18 protein-coding genes are annotated in these 18,496 nt (G+C 35.0%); 3 read left to right on the top strand and 15 right to left on the bottom strand.

Features of this window, described 5'->3' with window-relative positions; genetic code table 11:
- Positions 1-64 precede the first annotated feature (64 nt).
- The 11 genes from AAC855_RS10355 to AAC855_RS10305 all read right to left on the bottom strand — a co-directional run bounded on the left by AAC855_RS10355 (position 65) and on the right by AAC855_RS10305 (position 12,264).
- Positions 65-1,432, bottom strand: a complete 1,368-nt coding sequence (locus AAC855_RS10355) for an amino acid permease (protein ID WP_340609468.1) — start codon at positions 1,430-1,432, stop codon at positions 65-67.
- Positions 1,433-1,504: 72 nt separating this feature from the next.
- Entirely contained in the window at positions 1,505-2,707 is a 1,203-nt protein-coding gene (locus AAC855_RS10350) for an amino acid aminotransferase (RefSeq protein ID WP_340609467.1), read from the bottom strand.
- Between the two features lie 15 nt (positions 2,708-2,722).
- Positions 2,723-3,889, bottom strand: a complete 1,167-nt coding sequence (locus AAC855_RS10345; protein ID WP_340609466.1) for an aminotransferase class I/II-fold pyridoxal phosphate-dependent enzyme — start codon at positions 3,887-3,889, stop codon at positions 2,723-2,725.
- A 55-nt stretch (positions 3,890-3,944) separates the two neighbouring features.
- Positions 3,945-5,783 (bottom strand): FAD/NAD(P)-binding protein, encoded by a 1,839-nt coding sequence (locus AAC855_RS10340; RefSeq protein WP_340609465.1) that lies wholly within the window; start codon positions 5,781-5,783, stop codon positions 3,945-3,947.
- 2 nt (positions 5,784-5,785) lie between these two features.
- Complete coding sequence (leuD, locus tag AAC855_RS10335) at positions 5,786-6,352, bottom strand: 3-isopropylmalate dehydratase small subunit (protein ID WP_340609464.1); 567 nt, start codon at positions 6,350-6,352, stop codon at positions 5,786-5,788.
- Between the two features lie 4 nt (positions 6,353-6,356).
- Positions 6,357-7,766, bottom strand: coding sequence for a 3-isopropylmalate dehydratase large subunit (gene leuC, locus AAC855_RS10330; protein WP_340609463.1), 1,410 nt, complete (start codon positions 7,764-7,766; stop codon positions 6,357-6,359).
- Entirely contained in the window at positions 7,767-8,987 is a 1,221-nt protein-coding gene (locus AAC855_RS10325; protein WP_340609462.1) for an MFS transporter, read from the bottom strand. It lies immediately after the preceding gene.
- A gap of 89 nt (positions 8,988-9,076) precedes the next feature.
- Positions 9,077-9,478, bottom strand: coding sequence for a cupin domain-containing protein (locus AAC855_RS10320; protein ID WP_340609461.1), 402 nt, complete (start codon positions 9,476-9,478; stop codon positions 9,077-9,079).
- Between the two features lie 11 nt (positions 9,479-9,489).
- Complete coding sequence (locus AAC855_RS10315; protein WP_340609460.1) at positions 9,490-10,500, bottom strand: TauD/TfdA family dioxygenase; 1,011 nt, start codon at positions 10,498-10,500, stop codon at positions 9,490-9,492.
- A 1-nt stretch (position 10,501) separates the two neighbouring features.
- Positions 10,502-11,092 (bottom strand): cysteine hydrolase family protein, encoded by a 591-nt coding sequence (locus tag AAC855_RS10310; protein ID WP_340609459.1) that lies wholly within the window; start codon positions 11,090-11,092, stop codon positions 10,502-10,504.
- An 8-nt stretch (positions 11,093-11,100) separates the two neighbouring features.
- Complete coding sequence (locus AAC855_RS10305) at positions 11,101-12,264, bottom strand: LeuA family protein (RefSeq protein WP_340609458.1); 1,164 nt, start codon at positions 12,262-12,264, stop codon at positions 11,101-11,103.
- Between the two features lie 232 nt (positions 12,265-12,496).
- On the opposite strand from AAC855_RS10305, the gene gap reads away from it, so the two are divergent.
- A complete protein-coding gene (gene gap, locus AAC855_RS10300; protein WP_340609457.1) occupies positions 12,497-13,495 on the top strand; it encodes a type I glyceraldehyde-3-phosphate dehydrogenase in 999 nt (332 codons plus the stop codon).
- Positions 13,496-13,560: 65 nt separating this feature from the next.
- The gene (locus AAC855_RS10295; protein ID WP_340609456.1) at positions 13,561-14,124 is read left to right on the top strand and encodes a TetR/AcrR family transcriptional regulator; all 564 of its coding nucleotides are present in this window, start codon (positions 13,561-13,563) and stop codon (positions 14,122-14,124) included.
- A 165-nt stretch (positions 14,125-14,289) separates the two neighbouring features.
- On the opposite strand, the gene AAC855_RS10290 is transcribed toward AAC855_RS10295, so the two are convergent.
- On the bottom strand, positions 14,290-15,879 hold the full coding sequence (locus tag AAC855_RS10290; RefSeq protein ID WP_340609455.1) for an ATP-binding cassette domain-containing protein: 1,590 nt from the start codon (positions 15,877-15,879) through the stop codon (positions 14,290-14,292).
- Between the two features lie 413 nt (positions 15,880-16,292).
- On the opposite strand from AAC855_RS10290, the gene mutT reads away from it, so the two are divergent.
- Positions 16,293-16,694: an 8-oxo-dGTP diphosphatase MutT gene (mutT, locus tag AAC855_RS10285; protein ID WP_340609454.1), complete on the top strand. Its 402-nt coding sequence runs from the start codon at positions 16,293-16,295 to the stop codon at positions 16,692-16,694.
- Positions 16,695-16,791: 97 nt separating this feature from the next.
- Here the strand turns inward: mutT and yacG are convergent, their stop codons facing one another.
- From yacG to coaE, 3 genes are read right to left on the bottom strand one after another with little or no spacing between them, the layout of a single operon-like run.
- Positions 16,792-16,986 (bottom strand): DNA gyrase inhibitor YacG, encoded by a 195-nt coding sequence (gene yacG, locus AAC855_RS10280; RefSeq protein WP_340609453.1) that lies wholly within the window; start codon positions 16,984-16,986, stop codon positions 16,792-16,794.
- A 31-nt stretch (positions 16,987-17,017) separates the two neighbouring features.
- On the bottom strand, positions 17,018-17,776 hold the full coding sequence (gene zapD / locus AAC855_RS10275; protein ID WP_340609452.1) for a cell division protein ZapD: 759 nt from the start codon (positions 17,774-17,776) through the stop codon (positions 17,018-17,020).
- On the bottom strand, positions 17,769-18,392 hold the full coding sequence (gene coaE, locus AAC855_RS10270) for a dephospho-CoA kinase (RefSeq protein ID WP_340609451.1): 624 nt from the start codon (positions 18,390-18,392) through the stop codon (positions 17,769-17,771). Before coaE ends, zapD begins: the two co-directional genes overlap by 8 nt.
- Between the last annotated feature and the right edge of the window lie 104 nt (positions 18,393-18,496).

The following is an 18,496-nucleotide window of genomic DNA, read 5'->3' as shown; positions in this document are numbered from 1 at the left end:
TTTTAGTTGCAGATATTATGTAGTTGAAACTCATTTTGCATAGCATAAGTGAATTAAATTTATATTATAGTTTAATCTTATTATTTTCTTTGTGCTTATTTAAAAGAATAAAGCTTAACCATAGAAAACCAATCCATAATGGCATAATAATAACTGAGATTCTTATTTCATCGATCATCATGATGATAATTAGAATTAAGGATAGGAAAATAAGACATAAATAATTATCAAATGGATACCAAAATGATTTGAATTTTGATTTTGTGCCATTTTTCTGTTTTCGAAACTTCATATGTGATAAACATATCATGAACCAGTTAATAACTAATGTTGTCACAACCAATGACATTAGAATCTCAAATGCTTTATCTGGTAGAATGTAATTAAGTAAAATGCCTATGGATGTTATTAATGCTGAAAATGCTATTGATACAATAGGAGCATTGTATCTGTTGGTTTGAGCTAATAGCTGAGGTGCGTTCCTTTGCTTTGCCAATCCATATAATATCCGACTATTGCAGTATACACCGCTGTTGTAAACGGATAAAGCTGCAATTAATACAACAATGTTTAATACATTTGATACCCAGTAACTATTTATATTATGAAAAATAAGTACAAATGGGCTAATTCCATTTACAATATTTTGCCATGGGCATAATGAGAGAAGTATAAATAAAGAGAAAATATAAAATATAATTATACGATAAATAATTTGTTTAATTGCTTTAGGTAGGATAACTTGTGGATTCGTAGCTTCAGCTGCTGTGACACCTATTGCTTCTAAGCCCCCAAATGAAAACATGATAGTAGCCATTGACATAAACAATCCACTAAATCCATTTGGCATAAAACCACCATGCTGCCATAAATTTGCTAATATTGCCTGGTCTTGGTCTTTTTCGTTTAGTAATAAGTATAATCCGAATATGCTCATACAAACAACCGCAACAACCTTAATGATTGATAGCCAACATTCTGTCTCACCATATAGACGAACATTGGCAAAATTAATAGTATTAATTAAAAAAAAAGCGATTGCTGCAGGAACCCATGTTGGTAAATTTGGCCACCAATATTGAATGTATATTCCTATAGCTGTTAATTCAGTCATTCCTACAAGAATAAACATGAACCAGTAATTCCAGCCAGATAAGAAACCAGCAAAACTACCCCAATATTTATTTGCAAAGTAACTAAATGATCCGGCGACTGGTTCTTCAACAATCATTTCTCCTAACTGCCGCATGATGATAAAGGCAAAAAAGCCTGCGATCGCATACCCTAATAATACAGCAGGCCCTGCCATTTTAATAGTTTGCCCAACCCCTAAAAATAAGCCTGTTCCTATGGATCCACCAAGCGCAATAAATTGTATATGTCTGTTTTTTAAACCACGATTTAGCGTTGATTTTTGCATGCCTTTTACCATATTATCCTCTTACAACAATTTTTATTTTACGTTTATTTTTTATAGTTGAAATTTTTCATGACAGAAATTTCATTATTTAATGTAGTCAAAATTTTTATACGCAGAATAAATGCATGAGGTAATTCTATCTATTTTACTTTTCGGCATAGCGGCAAAATTTATTCTTCCTCCTTTTACAATATAAATGCAATTTTCTTCTCTTAATCTATCAATAATTTGATCTTGCCAGCCAAAGGCTGAGAACATTCCTTTATGTTTCAATATAAAAGATATATCATCATAATACCCTGTACTTTTTAATGATCTATAGAATAAAAATCTGTTTTCTATAATTCTATTTCTCATTTCATATAACTCTAATTCCCATAGTTTTTTTAATGAGCAATCATTAAGGATCTGGCTGACTATTTGGGCACCATGATTGGGAGGCATCGCATAAGAATTTAATACTAAGTTTGCCATATGTTTTCTAACATATTGAACAGAATAAGAATGTTTACACACAATAATTGCAGCACCAACTCGCTCAGCATATAAGCCAAAGTTTTTAGAGCAAGAGGTTGTTATAAAAACTTCGTCAAATTGGTTGAGTATAATATTCAATCCAGCAGCGTCTTCCTCTAATCCATCACCTAGACCATGATATGCAATATCAATGAATGGGGTTAAACCCTTACGAATCATAAATTCAGATAAAATTGACCACTGTTTTATGCTTAAATCTGCGCCTGTAGGATTATGACAACAGCCATGTAATAAAATAATATCTCCTCGTTTTGCTAACATAAGTGAAGAAATAATGGCATCAACATCAGCCATTTTTGTTTCAGTATTAATATAGTTATAGTGAGTTACTTTCAATCCTGCATCATTCAAAATAGGATAGTGATTGGCATAACTAGGATTGCTAACCCATACTGTAGTGGAAGGGTTTATTGAGTAGATATAATCTGAAATAAGCCTAAGTGCACCACTGCCACCTGTCGTTTGTATAATTGCTGAGCGTAATCTGACTGATGAACTTTCTATAAGTAGTTTGCCTATTGCTTGATTGAATTCCTCGTTACCATTAAGTCCTTTATATACTTTTGTATTTTGGTTATTTATGACTTGTTTTTCTGCTAACTCCACTGATTTCATTAATGGAGTTATATCGTTGTCATTTTTAAATACACCGACACCAAGATCTATTTTTTTTGATCTTTTATCATGGAGAAACATTTCATTAAGAGCAAAGATAGGGTCGCTTTTTCTAGCTTGAATATTGGTATACATTATTGAACCTGATTTTTATTTTTTAATTATACAGATAGCTTCTACAAGCTGGTTTATATCTTCAAGTTGAAGGCTTGCTAAACTGAGCCTTCCATTTGGTAAAATATATATTCCAAATTCTTTAGCGAGCGTAGTGACTTCTTGCTCCGTTAGGTTCAAATTTAAGAACATTCCGTGGCTTTTAGGATTAGCGACTATATGAAGAAGTCCATGATTTCTTAAAACATTTAATAATGAGTTTTTTCTTTTTAAAAGCGTTTCTCTAAGTGTATAAATTTCTTTATACCATAGTTGGGATAAATCGTTTGACGATATGATGTCAGCAATGTCTTTTGCTATTCTTTGAGGAGGCATTGAATAAGTAGAACGAATGATTTTTTTTGCTAATACTTCAAATTTTTCTCGATATTCATTTGAGCGAGAGAAAAAAGATAAAGCACCTATTCTCTCACCATATAATCCGAGATTTTTAGAAAAAGAATTAACGACAAAAAAATGTTCTAATTCGCTAAATAATGGTAGAAATATTGATTTATCTCTTTCAATACCATTACTCAGGCCAAAATAGGCAAAATCTATAACCAGATGTGCTCCGAGATGCTTAACATATTGAGCTAATTTTTTCCATTGAGTAATACTAAGGTCAACACCTAGAGGATTGTGACAGCAACCTTGTAAAACTAGAATATCACCACATTTTATTGTACTAATATCATGTATCAGTTTATCCATTTCTAATTTACCATGATTATCTAACTGATATCTATATCGAGATATTTCAAGATTTGTATTCTTTGCAATTTCAAGGTGATTACTCCAGGTAGGCGTACTAAACCATACACGGTTACTATGAGTAAAGCGTTGAAGAAGTGTAAATATAAGCCATAATCCACCTGAGGCGCCAATAGTTTGGACAACTGATAAGTTATATTCTTGTGATGATTGAGTTTTTAATAATGATTTAATTGCTTCCCTAAAAGACTCTTCCCCAAGGATATTAAAGCCTACTTTTGATTTATTTTTTCTTATTTTTTCTAATACAGTAAACCCATTGTTTTTTGTGATTTCACTCTCAAAATAACCTATACATAAATTTAATTTTTCAGGGCGAGAGTCAGCCAGAAATTGAGCAGAAACAATAGAGATAGGATCAAATACAGATTTTTCGTAAGCTTCGAACATATTTATTCCTTAATGTTACCATTAATAAAAGATAAAATTTAACTCTTATTTATAATTAATTGATCGTTTTTAAAGCAGAGTTTGCAATTGAATCAGCATCAATCATAAAATCGATCCAATGAGATGGACGACTACTACCTGATTGCATAAACCAACGGGTATGTTCTGTTGGAATACCTAATACAAACAAATTACGATGAATCTCATTATCGGCACCAATAGGATGAAATGGTGAAGTTGTGACATTAACACCTCCAGTAACAAAGGCTAAATTATTATCGCCATGATTTACGAAGGGAGAAAATATTCCTTTATTAAACAGATTTTTTATCAAAGGATTTTTATCCGTCTGTAGCGAAACTGCTGGTATTCTGGCATCAATTAAAGTTGTCACAGATTGTTGATAGTGATTTACTGCTTCAGAGCATAATATATATGTTTTATCATTATATGAAATATCCATGTTAGGAGGAACAATAGTTACAACTCTTGCTTTAATGAGTGCAATTAATTGTTTTATTCTAAACAATGGTGGCCCAGCAGATAGTAAAGTAATAATTGGTAAATATTCGTATAAGAATAGTTTATGATCATTAGGAGATAAACCACCAAAATCTACCGCAGCTCTGATATTATCTCTTGAGTTCCTTAAAACATCTAGTGCTGATTTTAAAGGGGAGCTGATATTACCACTTTCAGCTTCAGATAAATCATCGCTTAACAACGAAATTAGACTATTTTCCCACTCTTCTATATTATTAAATCCTTTTTTACTAAAAGGCCTGGCTAGTGTTTTGAGATTTAAAGATAAAACCTCTCTTCCTAATATTTCAGATGCAATTAGTGATAATTTTTTGCTATCTTCAATATTGTCATTGACAATAGCAGAGTTAAAGGCTTTAGATGAATTAATTCCTACCTCATTAATAATAATCTGATTGAAATAAACATAGTTAACTTCAGATTCAAGAAGTTTCCAGATATCTTCGATAAAATCTAAATTGTTTTTTCTCTTGCTTCTTAACTTTTTTACCTTAGAAATAGTAAATATTCTATGTTCATGTTTATAGTCTGATGATTTTTCATTTTTTCCACGAGCAAGAATAGGGAGTCCACTTCGGGAGCCACAATATAAATTTGGTTCTAATTTTGATGGAAGGTAAATAAACTCACCATTTTTTTCAACGAATTGTCCTCCTCGACCCTCTGTAAGTTCTGAGATAATATCAAAAAATGATAATCCTAACCCGATAATACCAACATTTTCATTAGGTTTTATGCTGGAAAGTACCATTTCGCTGGCATAACCATCACCAAAAAAATTAATTTCTGAATTTCTCTCAGCAAAATTAGATAGTTTATTTATTTTATCTGAATATTCATTTTTAGAATGCCCAGTAGTAAGAATTATGGCATTACTTTTCCATTTTAGATGGTTTTTAGAAACGACATAGTACCCGTCATTATCTTTTTCTATATCTATTATTAAATCGTTACATTCGATGAGTCTGATACCAATAGGTAAGTGTTTTTTAATAGTTTTATAAACAAACTCTAAATATTTCCCGTAATATTTTCTAGGAGCATACCCTTGATATTTTTCAAAATCATCAAATTCATTTTTCCACCACTCAGCGAAAGATGGGCCATGTCCTGGACGGGCTTCCTCTATAGGACCATGCCCTGAAAATGCTGATATTTCAGTAGATAGAGTATTCATGATATAATTTTCACTTTGTGAACTATCCCAAACTCTACCTTGGCCTATTTTATGGTAATCAACAAGAATAATATCTAAGTTATACTTCTCCGAATTGTCATTAAGGCGAGTAACTAATCTTTCCAAAACAGACATTCCACGTGGACCACTTCCAATAATTGTAATTGTATTCATAATTATTTTTCGTTATTAATTTCAAATTTTTCTATTGTATGTAGATAAGTCAGAGAATCTTCTATATCATCCAAGTCTTCTATGTATCGTTTTTTCACAATAGGATCGATTGTTAACTTGAATTTTATATCTTTTGCAATAACTATTTCTTGATGTAAATCTATAGATATTTCCATATAATAATCGTCAAAAAGCATTTCCCAAATAGTTTCAATATCACTTTCATTCAATATTATTGGTAAGAGATCATTAATAGAAGCATTCTTATAAAAAATATCTCCAAAACTGGGAGCAATAATGACTTTGAATCCCCAATCTTTTAATCCCCAAACAGCATATTCACGCGAAGAACCTGTTGCAAATTCACGTCCAGTGACGAGAATAGTAGCCCTTTGGTAATTTGGATTATTCATGATGAAATTAGCATCTTCACGCCAATCACCAAATACAGAATTATCATGACCACGTCGAGTATGGCGATAACAGAATCTGGCAGGCATAATTTGATCTGTATCGATATTGTTTTTGACAAGTGGCATACCTCTGCCACGATAAACATTTCGAATCATAATGTTATTTTCCGATATCCGCTGGTGTTGATATAAAACCTCGGATTGCAGTAGCAGCAGCAATCGCAGGAGAAGCAATATGTGTACGAACTCCCGGTCCTTGACGTCCCTCAAAATTACGATTACTTGTCGATACTGTTCTTTTGTTGGCATCTAACTTATCGGTATTTAAACCAACACATAAAGAACATCCTGAAAGTGAACGAAAATCAGCACCTGCGCCCTCAAATATTTTATCCAATTCTTCATCAAGAGCTTGTCTGAGAACGGCCATAGAACCGGGTACAATTAGCATGTGAACATCCTGATGAACTTTATTATTTTTTAAAATTTCAGCGACAATCCTTAAATCTTCTATACGGCCATTAGTGCAAGATCCGACAAAAACGTTTGTTATTTTTAAGGTTGAAATATTTTGACCTTCATTTAATTTCATATATTTTAATGCTTGTATTGCAGCAATATTCTCACTTGTATTTTTTATATCTTTTATGAAAGGAATATGCTCTCCTACAGGTACTGATTGAGAGGGATTAGTACCCCAGGTAATTCTATTTCTTACTGTTGACGCATCCATTTTAATATGTTTATCAAAGACAGCACCTGAATCAGTAGCATATGACAACCACGTATCTATTGTTTTTTGTTCGATATGCTCTCCTTTCAGTGCAAAAGCTTTTTTTAAATATTCAATGGTTTTTTCATCAGGAGAGATAATTCCAGCGCTGGCACCTGCTTCTACACTCATATTACACAGTGTCATTCTTTGTTCCATTGAAAGGGATTTGATAGCATCTCCTCGATATTCAATTACATAGCCTTGGCCTCCACCGGTTCCAATTTGGTTGATGATGGTCAGGGCTAAGTCTTTAGCGCTCGTGCCTTTAGGAAGCTGTTTGCTAACTTCAATGCACATAGATCTAAAGGGAATGGCTCGTAGTGTTTGTGTTGCGAGAACATGCTCCACTTGGCTTGTACCAATACCAAAAGCAAGTGCCCCAAAAGCGCCATGAGTAGTGGTGTGAGAATCACAACAAACGACGGTAGAACCAGGTAAAACTCTACCTTGTTCAGGTGCAATGACATGTGTAATACCTTGATTATAATCACCTAACTTATTTTGTTCTATTCCGTATTTGCTGCAATTTTCTCTGAGTAAACGTATTTGAGTCCAAGTTGATGTATCTTTATCTATATCTAAAATAGACGTGGTTGGGGTATTGTGATCTTCCGTCGCTAGTGTTTTATCGGGTCTTCGGACTGCTATTTTTTTATTATTTATGCTTTCAAAGGCTTGAGGTGTATTTATCTCATGGAGAAGATGTAAATCGATATAAAGTAAAACTTCATCTTTTCCTAATGATTTTACACTATGAGATTCCCATATTTTTTGAGAGATAGTTTTTTTATACATTTATATATCACTATTAAGTTTGACTATTTTTAATTTTTTATTATCTATGAGACATAAAAGAGAAACTAGTGTTAACAAACCGACAATACCCCAAACAATAGTCCAGTTATAGCAATCTAAAATACGGGAGATCATTATTGGTGTTAAAAATGAGGATATAAACACGGTTGTTCCAATCATACCAAGTGCTGTTCCTGCACGTTCAACACCCGCTTTAACGGCGGTTTCTGTATAAGCAATACCATGCCATGCATGACCAAAAAGCCCAGTTAGAATAAGTAAAATGATCCCAAAAATAGTACTGTCTACGACAAAGCAAAGTATTAATGAAGAAATACCACCTAAAACAGAAAGTTGCTTTATTAATTGAATTCTATTCTTTTTTTTATCAGTGTAATAACCTGACCAAATGCGTAATGCACCACCACCGATCTGAACACCGATTAGAATGAATGCTATAAGGGATAAGTTTATATGTAAAATATCCTTCATATAAACACCACCAAAAGTTAGTACAGCCATTTGTGGTACAGTAAGAAAACCTGCAGCGAGTGTTACTTTCCATACTTCTATCTTTTTTAGAGGTGACTTTATGTTGAAATTTGTAGGATGAGTATTTTTTATTTCAGCATGTTTAGAATTAACGAAAATTAAGACAAAAATACCTACAGAAAGCCCAGTAATAGCCAAAATAATAAATGTGATTTGAAAACCATAAGAATAGGCTATCCAAGGTAATAACCCTGTTCCAATTGCTCCGCCTATAGGGATTGCAGTTTGGCGTATACTCATTGCGAAACCTCGCTCAGTATCATCAAACCAAGACATAACGGTACGTCCTGAAGAGGAGTTAATGCTACCACCGAATGCACCAGCAGCCATTAATGCAGTACTAAGGTGTAAATAATTAACAGTTTCACTGTTTTCTGGTGTCAAAAAGAATGAAATATAGGTAAAAGCACTTGCAGATAACCATAAGCCAAGAATTAATACTGTTTTATCGCCAAGTTTATCTGTAAGCATCCCCCAAAATATTTCTGAGATAGCAACTCCTAACCCCATAGCACCTAAAACAACTCCTAGACTGAAGAGAGAAAAGTGATAATCATCCCTCATCAAAATACCTGTTACTGGTATTCCTGCGAAACCCATTGCAAATGTTGCTTGCGCTAACACACCAACAATTAGGATAAACCATCTATAACTACTTTTATTATTCATTACTATTACCAAAGTAGATTAAAAAATATAATTAATAAAAAATGTTATTTTTAATTAAATTATCTTCAGATACAAATTTAGATATTAGTTTATTCGTTAATAACGGTTACTGGTTTTTGCCAGATAATTAAAGCAACACAACCTATTTCACTACTTGATTCGTGAATAGAGCCAGGTTTAAGTAATACGAGATCATTCTTCTTAACTATTCCAGTAGAAGTTTTCATTTCTCCTTCTAATATATAAATTAATTCAAATCCAGTGTGCAAATGAGGCGGTGCACTACCGCCGGCATAATAATGAATAATTGCAGCAGCTGAGCCATTTGCTTCTTCTGGTTTAAAAAGCCAATGTACTTCAGCACTTGCTCTACCACTTTTATTAATTGATTCGAATTTTAAATTTTCTGAATGTAAATTTTCACTTAAAGAACCGACTAATAGTTTTGGTAAAGAATTTCTTACCGTATCAAAATTTAATAAATTTTCCATTTTATTTTCGATTAATTATCTGTAATACAGTAAGGATCTTGTTTTGTAGCCCACTTAGAATACTGTTGAACTTTTTCTTCATTGTCGAGGCTATAAGTTTTTAAAAGCCACCGCTTTCGTCCTTCTTCTGGATTTTTTACATCAATCCATTCACGGTTATGGATCCCACTTTGGTTTCCAAAGATGAGTAAATCCCCTTTTTTTATCATATGGCGTAATTTCTCACTTTTACTCATTGCATGTTTTAATTCAAGAATAGCTTTGATCGCATCAATGTTGTTATGATCAATTGGCCGGGTAAAAGTATCCTGGTAGCGAATCAAATTTCCTTTTAAGAAAATTGCATGGGTAGCTGAACTTTGCCAACTACTATTATTTTCTTTTGATCGATCATCAACATCAGTTTGAAATATCTCTTTCTCAAGTATTGAAATAATCTCTTTACTTAGGTATTTTTTTAACTCTTTGACATCCATATAAGTTGTATAAATAAGTTCTGATTCGGTTACTTGCAGACCAAGTAGTGATACATAGTCTGCCCGGACAGGATGATATGAACGGTCACTATGATAAATTAAATCGCCATCGGTAAATCCAGTCTTTTTCCCTTTGAATTTGTTGAATGAAACTAGGTCCGTAAAATAGTCACCATTATTTCTGCTTTTATAAGAAAATAAAGGGGTTTTCTGAATTTGAGAGATTAATTCTAAAAATCCTTCACCAATATATGTTAATTTTGATTCATATTTATGTTGTACAGGGTTATTTAAGTCTAAGTTAGGTAGTTTTAGATCTATAGGGCAATTTTTAATAACGTGTACATGATTGCCATTCTTAATCCGGTCATCAACAATTATTTTGCATACCTTAACTAGATTCTCTGGCAATGGATGATTTATTATAATAGATGCAATGTAGTCTTTAAATTCAGAATATTGAGTGTATGGGTTGTAAGGGTTGGTTTTTATTATTTTTTCTATTTGTTTTTTTTCTTGTTCAGTAAATGTATATAGTGGTTTCATTTTAAATATTAACTTTTGTTTTAAAATTAGTTGAACACATTACATCGGCAATTTTGTTAATAATGTGTATGGCACATTCATGACTATGAAGATCTGATGATGATATACAATCCTCTAGAACTACAACATTGTAATCTCTATCATGAGCTGATAATGCTGTAGATAATACAACAAATTCGGAAGAAACTCCTGTTAAAACAATTTCTTCAATATTATTTGTACGTAATATGAGATCTAAGTTAGTGTTAAAGAATGGATCTATTCTATTCTTTTGAATAATTATTTCCCTTCCTTGTGGAAGAATATCCTCATGAATTTGAGTTGACCATTCACCTAAGACAATTTGTTTTTTTTCTTTAACATGCTTAAAAAGTTTTGATTTTGGAGACCATTCATTATAGTTTTCATTAAAACCGACTACAACATATATGATTGTTATTTCTTTTTTTCTTGCAAAGTTAAGTAATTGATCTATATTTTTGATTAATCCACGTTGATAAGCTTGTTTATAAAACCCATCCTTACCCACGCTGCCTTCTGAGTGAACTAAATCATTAATAACATCTAATACCAGAATGGCTTTTTTTGTCATATGGCACCTTATGCAACTTGGGTAGTTAATAAAATATGTTTATTAATTTGTTGTTGTAATTCGTTCATGCTTAAACAATTACTTTCAGAACGACTATTAATATAGACTTCATATAATTCTTCGACTAACTCAACATCACTAGTAATACCTTGTTGTTGAAGAAGATATTTGATAATGGATTTTCCTGAATGACGAGAAACGAAAAATTCACGTTGCCGGTTAAAGATGTTTGGTTTTACAAATTCATATGTATCTGGGTTGGATAATATTCCTTGCTGGTGAATACCCGCTGCTGTTCCAAAAGCATATGTACCGAATATTGGTTGATTTCTAGGAATTGGCATGGAAATTACTTCACAGAGTATTTTATAAGTAGAATACATTTTGCTTAAATCGATATTTGTATATGCATTGTACTGCTGGCTTTTAAAATATAAATTAGATGCAACCATTTCTAAAGATGCATTTCCTGCACGTTCACCAATCCCACCCAGAGTCACTTGAACTTCATCCGCACCACCTTCAATACCGGCTAACGTATTCGCGAGTGCCAAGCCTAAATCGTTATGACAGTGGGTAGAAATACTAATTCCTTGTCCTGCCTGAGATTTTATGAATTTGATAATCTCCTTAAACTCATGAGGATTGGAGTGGCCTGTTGTATCGGCCAAGATGATCTGCTGTGCGCCAGCATCGACAGAAGCCTGAACCATTTCACCCATGAACAGAAAATCGGCTCTGCTGGCATCTTCTATCCCAACAGAAATTCGGCAGTCACTATTTTGTTTTGCAAATTGAACAGATTGGATTACTTCATTAATGGACTGAGCTCTCGTGATATTGCGTTTGTTTTTTAGATGTAGATCGCTTCCTGTAGCAACCATTTGAATTGTATGTTTTTTTTCTGTTCCTGCTGCATCTAAGGCCAATTGGATATCTTTAATTAGTGTGCGAGAAAAAGTTGCAATTCCTGATTGAGTAATTTCTTTGCTGATTAACTTTGTTGCTTGATAGTCGAAATTTGATGATGCAGGAAATCCTGTTTCAATATGATCTACACCGAGCTCTTCAAGCTTTAGTGCGATTTTTAATTTTTGTTCTGGATTCATGGCATTTTCTGGTGCCTGTTCTCCATCCCTTAAAGTTGTATCTAATATCGATACCTTATTCATTTACCATTTCCCTAATTATTAAACATAAATACCAGTAGGTATGTGCCATGCATGGTATAGAAATGCATAAGATAATTTTATGATCAAGGTCACATAATTGTTAATTTTGTGACATGTGTGTGTCATTGTGTCGCAATTTGAACATTTTTTATCTCTATATTTGAATAATGCTTTTTATTTTATAACATACATAATAGTATGTTTTTAGGCGATACAATAAAGGGTAATGATTATGATTAACGTAGCTATTAATGGGTTTGGTAGAATTGGGCGCAATTTTGTTCGTGCATTAGAAGAAAATCCGCAAGATATCAATATTGTTGCTGTCAATGATTTGGGATCGATTGATCAATTAGCGCATTTGCTTAAATATGATACAACTTTGGGGGTATTCCCGAAGGATATAAGTGTTGATAGAAACAAACTTGTGATTGGTAATAAAGAAATTATCGTTTACCAAGAACGTAACCCAGAAAATTTGCCATGGGAAAAACATAATATCGATGTTGTTCTTGAATCAACGGGTGTTTTCAATGACGGGTATAAAGCTATAGCACACCTTAATAGTGGTGCAAGAAAGGTATTGATATCAGCTCCTGCGAGTAATGTTGATTTGACAATAGTCCAAGGTGTAAATCACCAATACTATGACAAGAAACAACATCACATTGTATCGAATGCATCTTGTACAACAAATTGTTTAGCGCCTATAGCAAAAGTTTTGAGTGAGAATTTTGGAATTGCTTCTGGTTTTATGACAACAATTCATGCATATACCCAAGATCAAAATTTACAAGATGCGCCACATAAAGATATGAGAAGAGCCCGTTGTGCAGCTCAGAATATTGTACCTACTTCAACAGGAGCGGCCAAAGCTATTGGCATCGTGATTCCAGAACTGAATGGTAAACTTGATGGTGGTTCAGTTCGTGTACCTGTAATTACTGGCTCAATGGTTGATCTTACTGTCATGCTTGAACGAGATGTCAGTGAAGAAATGGTAAATAAAATTGTTAAAGAAGCAACTAATAGTACAGTATTGAAAGGAATTCTTGAATATACAGAGGATGAGATTGTATCTTCGGATATCATTCATAATCCTGCATCCTCTATTTTTGATGCAAAACTTACCAAAGTTATTGATGGTAGGATGTTGAAAATTGTCTGTTGGTATGACAATGAGTGGGGATTTTCTAACCGCTTAGTAGATACTGTCATACAAATGGCCTAAATTGCATTTCATAATTAAAACACGCTTTTTGGAAAAGAGCGTGTTTTATCAAGTTAAGGTGGAAAATGTCTAACGAATTAAATTCAAAGCAAAAATTAATTGAGGCAATGGGGGAGCTTCTTTTAGAAAAGGGGCTAGCTAATACAAGCCCGAAAGATATTTTAACCCGCTCAGGTGTTGGTCAAGGTAGTTTATACCATCATTTTCAAGGTAAAGAAGACCTTGCTTTTTATGCCATTAAATACAACACAAATCAGCTTATTAATGCTACTGAGACTATTTTAAACACAGAAAAAAGTGCTTATGAGAAGTTAGTTGATTTTCTTCATAAAAAAAGAAATATCACTCGTGGTTGTTTGATTGGGCAAATGGCTCGAGATCGCCGTATAATGGAAGATGCTAAGCTAGCAGAGGAGGTTAAAAGAGGTTTTAAATGGATGAAACAATGCATTGAGGAACTTGTTAGACTATGTATTTCTGATGGTTCTATATCAAATACATTAGCGCCATTAGAAGCTACAACACTTATTATTTCTACTTTGCAGGGCTCTTATATCACAGCTAAGGGATTACAAGATGAAACTTACTTTCAAATTAGTATTAATGCCTTACTTAAGGCGTTGAAATAAAATGTATTTTAAATTTTATTCTGTGTATATTAGTTCAGATTAGACCTGAACTAATACATTACCCGCCACTTGAGGCGGGGTTTTTTATTATTTTTAGGTGCAAATGATTTCAGCATATTTATAATAGTTCATAAAATTAACAACTCATCAAATCACATTATTCGGTTAATCTCCCAGTATGAGTTCCTGCATATTGCCTATACTCTCAATAAATTGATCATCATGAGAAATTAATACCATAGCTCCAGTGTAATCATGTAGCGCTTCCTGGAGTAACTCACGGGATTCAATATCCAGATGATTATCCGGTTCATCCAACAATAGAAGTGCCGGTGCGGAAGGCCCACAAAATAAGCAGGCAAGGGCAACTTTCAGTTGTTCTCCTCCACTTAGATAGCCGACAGGTTTTAGTGCTTCTTCTCCTCGCATCCGCAGTTGCGCCAGCCGAGTACGATAACGATCTTCCGTCCAGCCTGGTGACTGTAATTGAAAGTTATACAAGGCTGACTGGGTTTTATCGAGGAATGAGAAATGCTGGTCCATTAAGCGATGTGAAGAGGTGATGCGATAAGTGCCTTGTTTTGGTGCCAGTGAGCCAGTCATAACTTTCAGTAAAGTCGATTTTCCACTGCCATTTTTGCCTGTAATAGCAAGGCGATCACCACTATTGATAGTCAAGCTGATAGGGGAACCTGTTCCAAACGGTAAAATAATATCCTGTAGATAAAGCAATGGAGGCGTTGCTGCCTGTGGAGTTGCAACAGCAATTGACAGAGGATCGATAATGTCGAGTTTTGCTCTGGCATCAGCGGCTAAGGTAGAACTGCGCTGTAGCCTTTCTTCATTCTGTTTTGCCAGCCGTGACAGCGTGGATTCAGAACGGTCCAATGCGCGATCCAGCAAAATTTTAGCTTGATTAGCATTTTCCCTACGTTGTTTCCCTTGGCTCTGCCTTTTGTCCGATTTTTCTCGATCTTTTTGTTTATCCCGTATGGCTTGTTTGAGGTTTTTTCTGGTCTGATCCACATCGCGCTGTATGCCTAGCCTTAACTGTTCTTTGCTGTCCAGCCATGTTTCCCAGCCACCAATACTACGTGATAATCCTAACCCACTAAGCTCATAAACAACGGAAACGTGCTGTAAGAGCTTCGTATCATGTGTAACCAGTAAAATACCACCGTTGAAAGTTGACAGCCATTGGGCTAACCAGAGGCGTCCTTGTCGATCAAGATGGTTACTCGGCTCATCCAGAATCATAAAACCGGCTCCCTGTTTTTTGAGAGACAGTAACCTCAGTCGTGTCTGTTCTCCTCCGCTGAGTAAATTAAAGGGGAGATTTAATATCTCTGGAGCCAATTCACCTTCTGCCAGTAAAGATTCGATCTGAAATTGCCAATCCCAGTTTCCTTCCATGACATCAAAATCTGCGGGTTCACCAATACCAGCAAGAATACGCTCATTGGCATTGATAATCTCAGTGAGTCCGAATATGTTGGCTGAACTACCTGTAAAAGTAGACAGACCTTGTGACAGATAACCCACATCACAAAAATGTTTAACACTTCCTTCCGATGGTGGAGTTTGTTTTGCCAGTATTGATGCTAACCAGGATTTACCAATACCATTACGGCCTACCAGTGCGTGTTGCCCTGTATGCAGAGTAATATCAATACCGGAAAATAGTGGTTTGAGTTCACCCGAAAATTGATGGGCTATTTTTCTTGCTTCGATTAATGGTTGACCTTCATATTGCATGAATGATTCTCCCTCAATCTTTATTATGTGATTTAATTATTTTTTATTTTTTTGGATAAAACCTTATTTGTTGTTTTTTCGATTCATTTTCTAGCTGCCTTCTTTTTGCCGTATTGTTTTGTCAATGTAAGTTTGTCGTTCTTAAAATGGCCTTTTGTTATCCGCGTGTTCATCAGGTCAGCGTAGTTACAAGCATAGATTATCTAAGCGCCTAAGGAACGTTTTCTTGCCGCAGCGATACACTTTGAAAATAGACTTCTTATGAATAGGAATGAGTTGAGTATATATAATATTCTTTTATGCATGAAGGAGCAGATAAAAAGAAATGTGAATTGATGCGGATCTCGTGAGATTATATCTTCCCATAAGGCTGTTTATTATGGCCTGTAAGAACGACCATCATGGAAAACGTTATGGAAAAAAAACATCTGCATATTGCGGCAGGCATTATTAAAAACAGCAATGATGAAATTTTTATTACCCAACGTCGTGCCGATTCACATATGGGCGGATTTTGGGAGTTTCCGGGAGGAAAGCTTGAACAGGGAGAAACACCAGAACAAGCCTTAATAAGGGAGTTGAAAGAAGAGGTTGGTATCACGGTAACTCATTGTGAGTTGATGGAAACTATCACTCATGAATTTACAGATAGGAATATCACTCTTTACTTTTTTATGGTTGATCAATGGGAAGATGAGCCATTTGGAAAAGAAGGGCAGCCTTCCCGCTGGCTCCTGCAAACTGAATTAGTTGCTGATGAATTCCCGCCAGCAAACCGTAGTATCGTTGGTTTATTGACTAAATCTTCGAGCTAACGGGAACAAAGATAGCGTCGAATTGATTCGATGCTATCTCGCCCTCTCTAAAATTTTCTCTTGATTGGTCTGTCTTAAAATCCATCAAGTGATTTTACTACTCAGTCAGTTCACTCCACTCATCATTTTCTGTGCTGTCACCCTGACTTGGTATTTTCTTCTCTTCATTAGCCCATTCACCTAAGTCGATTAATTGACAACGCTTACTGCAAAACGGTCGGTGCGGGCTAATTTCCCCCCAGATTACGGCCTGACCACATGTAGGACATGCGACAGTCAATATTTCAGACATGCTGTTTTCTCCTGCTTGGTTTGAGGGTATGTTAACAGCAGGCCAATTCAAATGACAAATGTGCAGGCACTGTACCATTTTCACTGTCCATTGGCAGAAAACGGATAGCAAAGCGAGTCTTGTGGCCTGAAACTTGCGGATAGATTAATTGGTTTTCCGAAATATCTAGTTTTAGCCTTAGTAGATCGGCATCACCCGCATTCCCCTGAAAAAAACCGTTATGACTTACCTGCGAAGAGAACGCTGTTGACTGCCGTATGAGTTCCAGAATGCTTTCTAATGCCTTTTTTAGTGGTAGGAGACTGTTTAGCCAAGAACTGACAGTTTCATCCCGGACAGACTGTGGCAGATGAAGCCACAGATACAATGTCGGTAGATCAAAACTACAACATCCGCCCGGAATACTGAGCCGTTGACGAACCATGCTGATGATTCGGTCTTCTTTAATCTGCTGGCTAAGGCGGGGAGCATGGTGTAATGCAAGGCTCCGCTCTTTCAGTTGATCTATCAGGCTATGCACCATCGTCGTATCTACATTAGGAGCACTAACCCATTGTCTTAATTTTATTTGCTGGCGTTCCAGTTCCTTTAATAACTCCGAACGCACTTCACCACGTTCCAGTATCTCAATTAACTCGGCGATTGTGCGAAAAAATGCCAAACTGTTTGCTTGTGAATCCAGATGAGACTGTTTTTCCAGTTGTTGCAGTGAAGATTCAATCCTCAACCATGAACGCATCTTTTCATTTAACGGGTGTTCAAAAATAATAGTAGAGGTTGCATCACTCATTGCGTTTTTCCTGTCTGACTAATTCTGCTTGTTTCAAATATTGTTGATGTAATTCAGCTATACGTACAGTGAGATCTTGCTCTTTTTGATCGTTTAATATGACATCATCTGCTTTTTCCAGACGTTCATTGCGGCTGGCCTGTGCAGCCAGAATATTTTCAACTTGTTCTCGACTGACGCCATCCCGCGTGACTGTCCGGTTGATTTGTACTTCAGGGGAGACATCAACCACTAAGATTCGGTCAGCTAAATGCATTAAATTATTTTCTATTAACAGAGGGACGACCCAAATAGCATAAGGGGCGTTGATTTGGTTCAGTTGCCGTTGTGTTTCTGCGTGTATTAGTGGATGAAGAAGTGAATTGAGCCATTGCTTTTCTTCTGGCGCCGCAAAAATTTTCTGGCGTAGCCCAGAACGGTTTAAACTACCATCCGATAATAGGATATCCGAACCAAAGTGTTCAGCGATTATCTGTAATGCGGGAGAGCCAGGGGCTACAACTTCTCTGGCAATAATATCTGCATCAACAAGCGGGACACCAAGGGATGAAAATACATTAGAGATAGTTGTTTTACCACTACCAATTCCACCTGTGAGTGCAACAATATAAGTCATTCTATCCTTCAAATATTCTGATAGCCTATATAAATAAATTGTAACTCAAGGGAGGCATATGGGCTATAAACAAACATATATAATTCTTGTTTTTACAGTAATAC

The sequence above is a fragment of the Xenorhabdus bharatensis genome (genome assembly GCF_037996705.1).
GTDB lineage: Bacteria > Pseudomonadota > Gammaproteobacteria > Enterobacterales > Enterobacteriaceae > Xenorhabdus > Xenorhabdus bharatensis.
Note: the sequence above shows the minus strand (reverse complement) of the source record. Positions and strands in the feature narration are given on the sequence as shown.

Excerpts from the sequence above, each read along its gene's own strand:
- AAC855_RS10355 (WP_340609468.1), bottom strand. The coding sequence starts at position 1,432 with ATGGTAAAAGGCATGCAAAAATCAACGCTAAATCGTGGTTTAAAAAAC.
- AAC855_RS10350 (WP_340609467.1), bottom strand. The coding sequence starts at position 2,707 with ATGTATACCAATATTCAAGCTAGAAAAAGCGACCCTATCTTTGCTCTT.
- AAC855_RS10345 (WP_340609466.1), bottom strand. The coding sequence starts at position 3,889 with ATGTTCGAAGCTTACGAAAAATCTGTATTTGATCCTATCTCTATTGTT.
- AAC855_RS10340 (WP_340609465.1), bottom strand. The coding sequence starts at position 5,783 with ATGAATACAATTACAATTATTGGAAGTGGTCCACGTGGAATGTCTGTT.
- leuD (WP_340609464.1), bottom strand. The coding sequence starts at position 6,352 with ATGATTCGAAATGTTTATCGTGGCAGAGGTATGCCACTTGTCAAAAAC.
- leuC (WP_340609463.1), bottom strand. The coding sequence starts at position 7,766 with ATGTATAAAAAAACTATCTCTCAAAAAATATGGGAATCTCATAGTGTA.
- AAC855_RS10325 (WP_340609462.1), bottom strand. The coding sequence starts at position 8,987 with ATGAATAATAAAAGTAGTTATAGATGGTTTATCCTAATTGTTGGTGTG.
- AAC855_RS10320 (WP_340609461.1), bottom strand. The coding sequence starts at position 9,478 with ATGGAAAATTTATTAAATTTTGATACGGTAAGAAATTCTTTACCAAAA.
- AAC855_RS10315 (WP_340609460.1), bottom strand. The coding sequence starts at position 10,500 with ATGAAACCACTATATACATTTACTGAACAAGAAAAAAAACAAATAGAA.
- AAC855_RS10310 (WP_340609459.1), bottom strand. The coding sequence starts at position 11,092 with ATGACAAAAAAAGCCATTCTGGTATTAGATGTTATTAATGATTTAGTT.
- AAC855_RS10305 (WP_340609458.1), bottom strand. The coding sequence starts at position 12,264 with ATGAATAAGGTATCGATATTAGATACAACTTTAAGGGATGGAGAACAG.
- gap (WP_340609457.1), top strand. The coding sequence starts at position 12,497 with ATGATTAACGTAGCTATTAATGGGTTTGGTAGAATTGGGCGCAATTTT.
- AAC855_RS10295 (WP_340609456.1), top strand. The coding sequence starts at position 13,561 with ATGTCTAACGAATTAAATTCAAAGCAAAAATTAATTGAGGCAATGGGG.
- AAC855_RS10290 (WP_340609455.1), bottom strand. The coding sequence starts at position 15,879 with ATGCAATATGAAGGTCAACCATTAATCGAAGCAAGAAAAATAGCCCAT.
- mutT (WP_340609454.1), top strand. The coding sequence starts at position 16,293 with ATGGAAAAAAAACATCTGCATATTGCGGCAGGCATTATTAAAAACAGC.
- yacG (WP_340609453.1), bottom strand. The coding sequence starts at position 16,986 with ATGTCTGAAATATTGACTGTCGCATGTCCTACATGTGGTCAGGCCGTA.
- zapD (WP_340609452.1), bottom strand. The coding sequence starts at position 17,776 with ATGAGTGATGCAACCTCTACTATTATTTTTGAACACCCGTTAAATGAA.
- coaE (WP_340609451.1), bottom strand. The coding sequence starts at position 18,392 with ATGACTTATATTGTTGCACTCACAGGTGGAATTGGTAGTGGTAAAACA.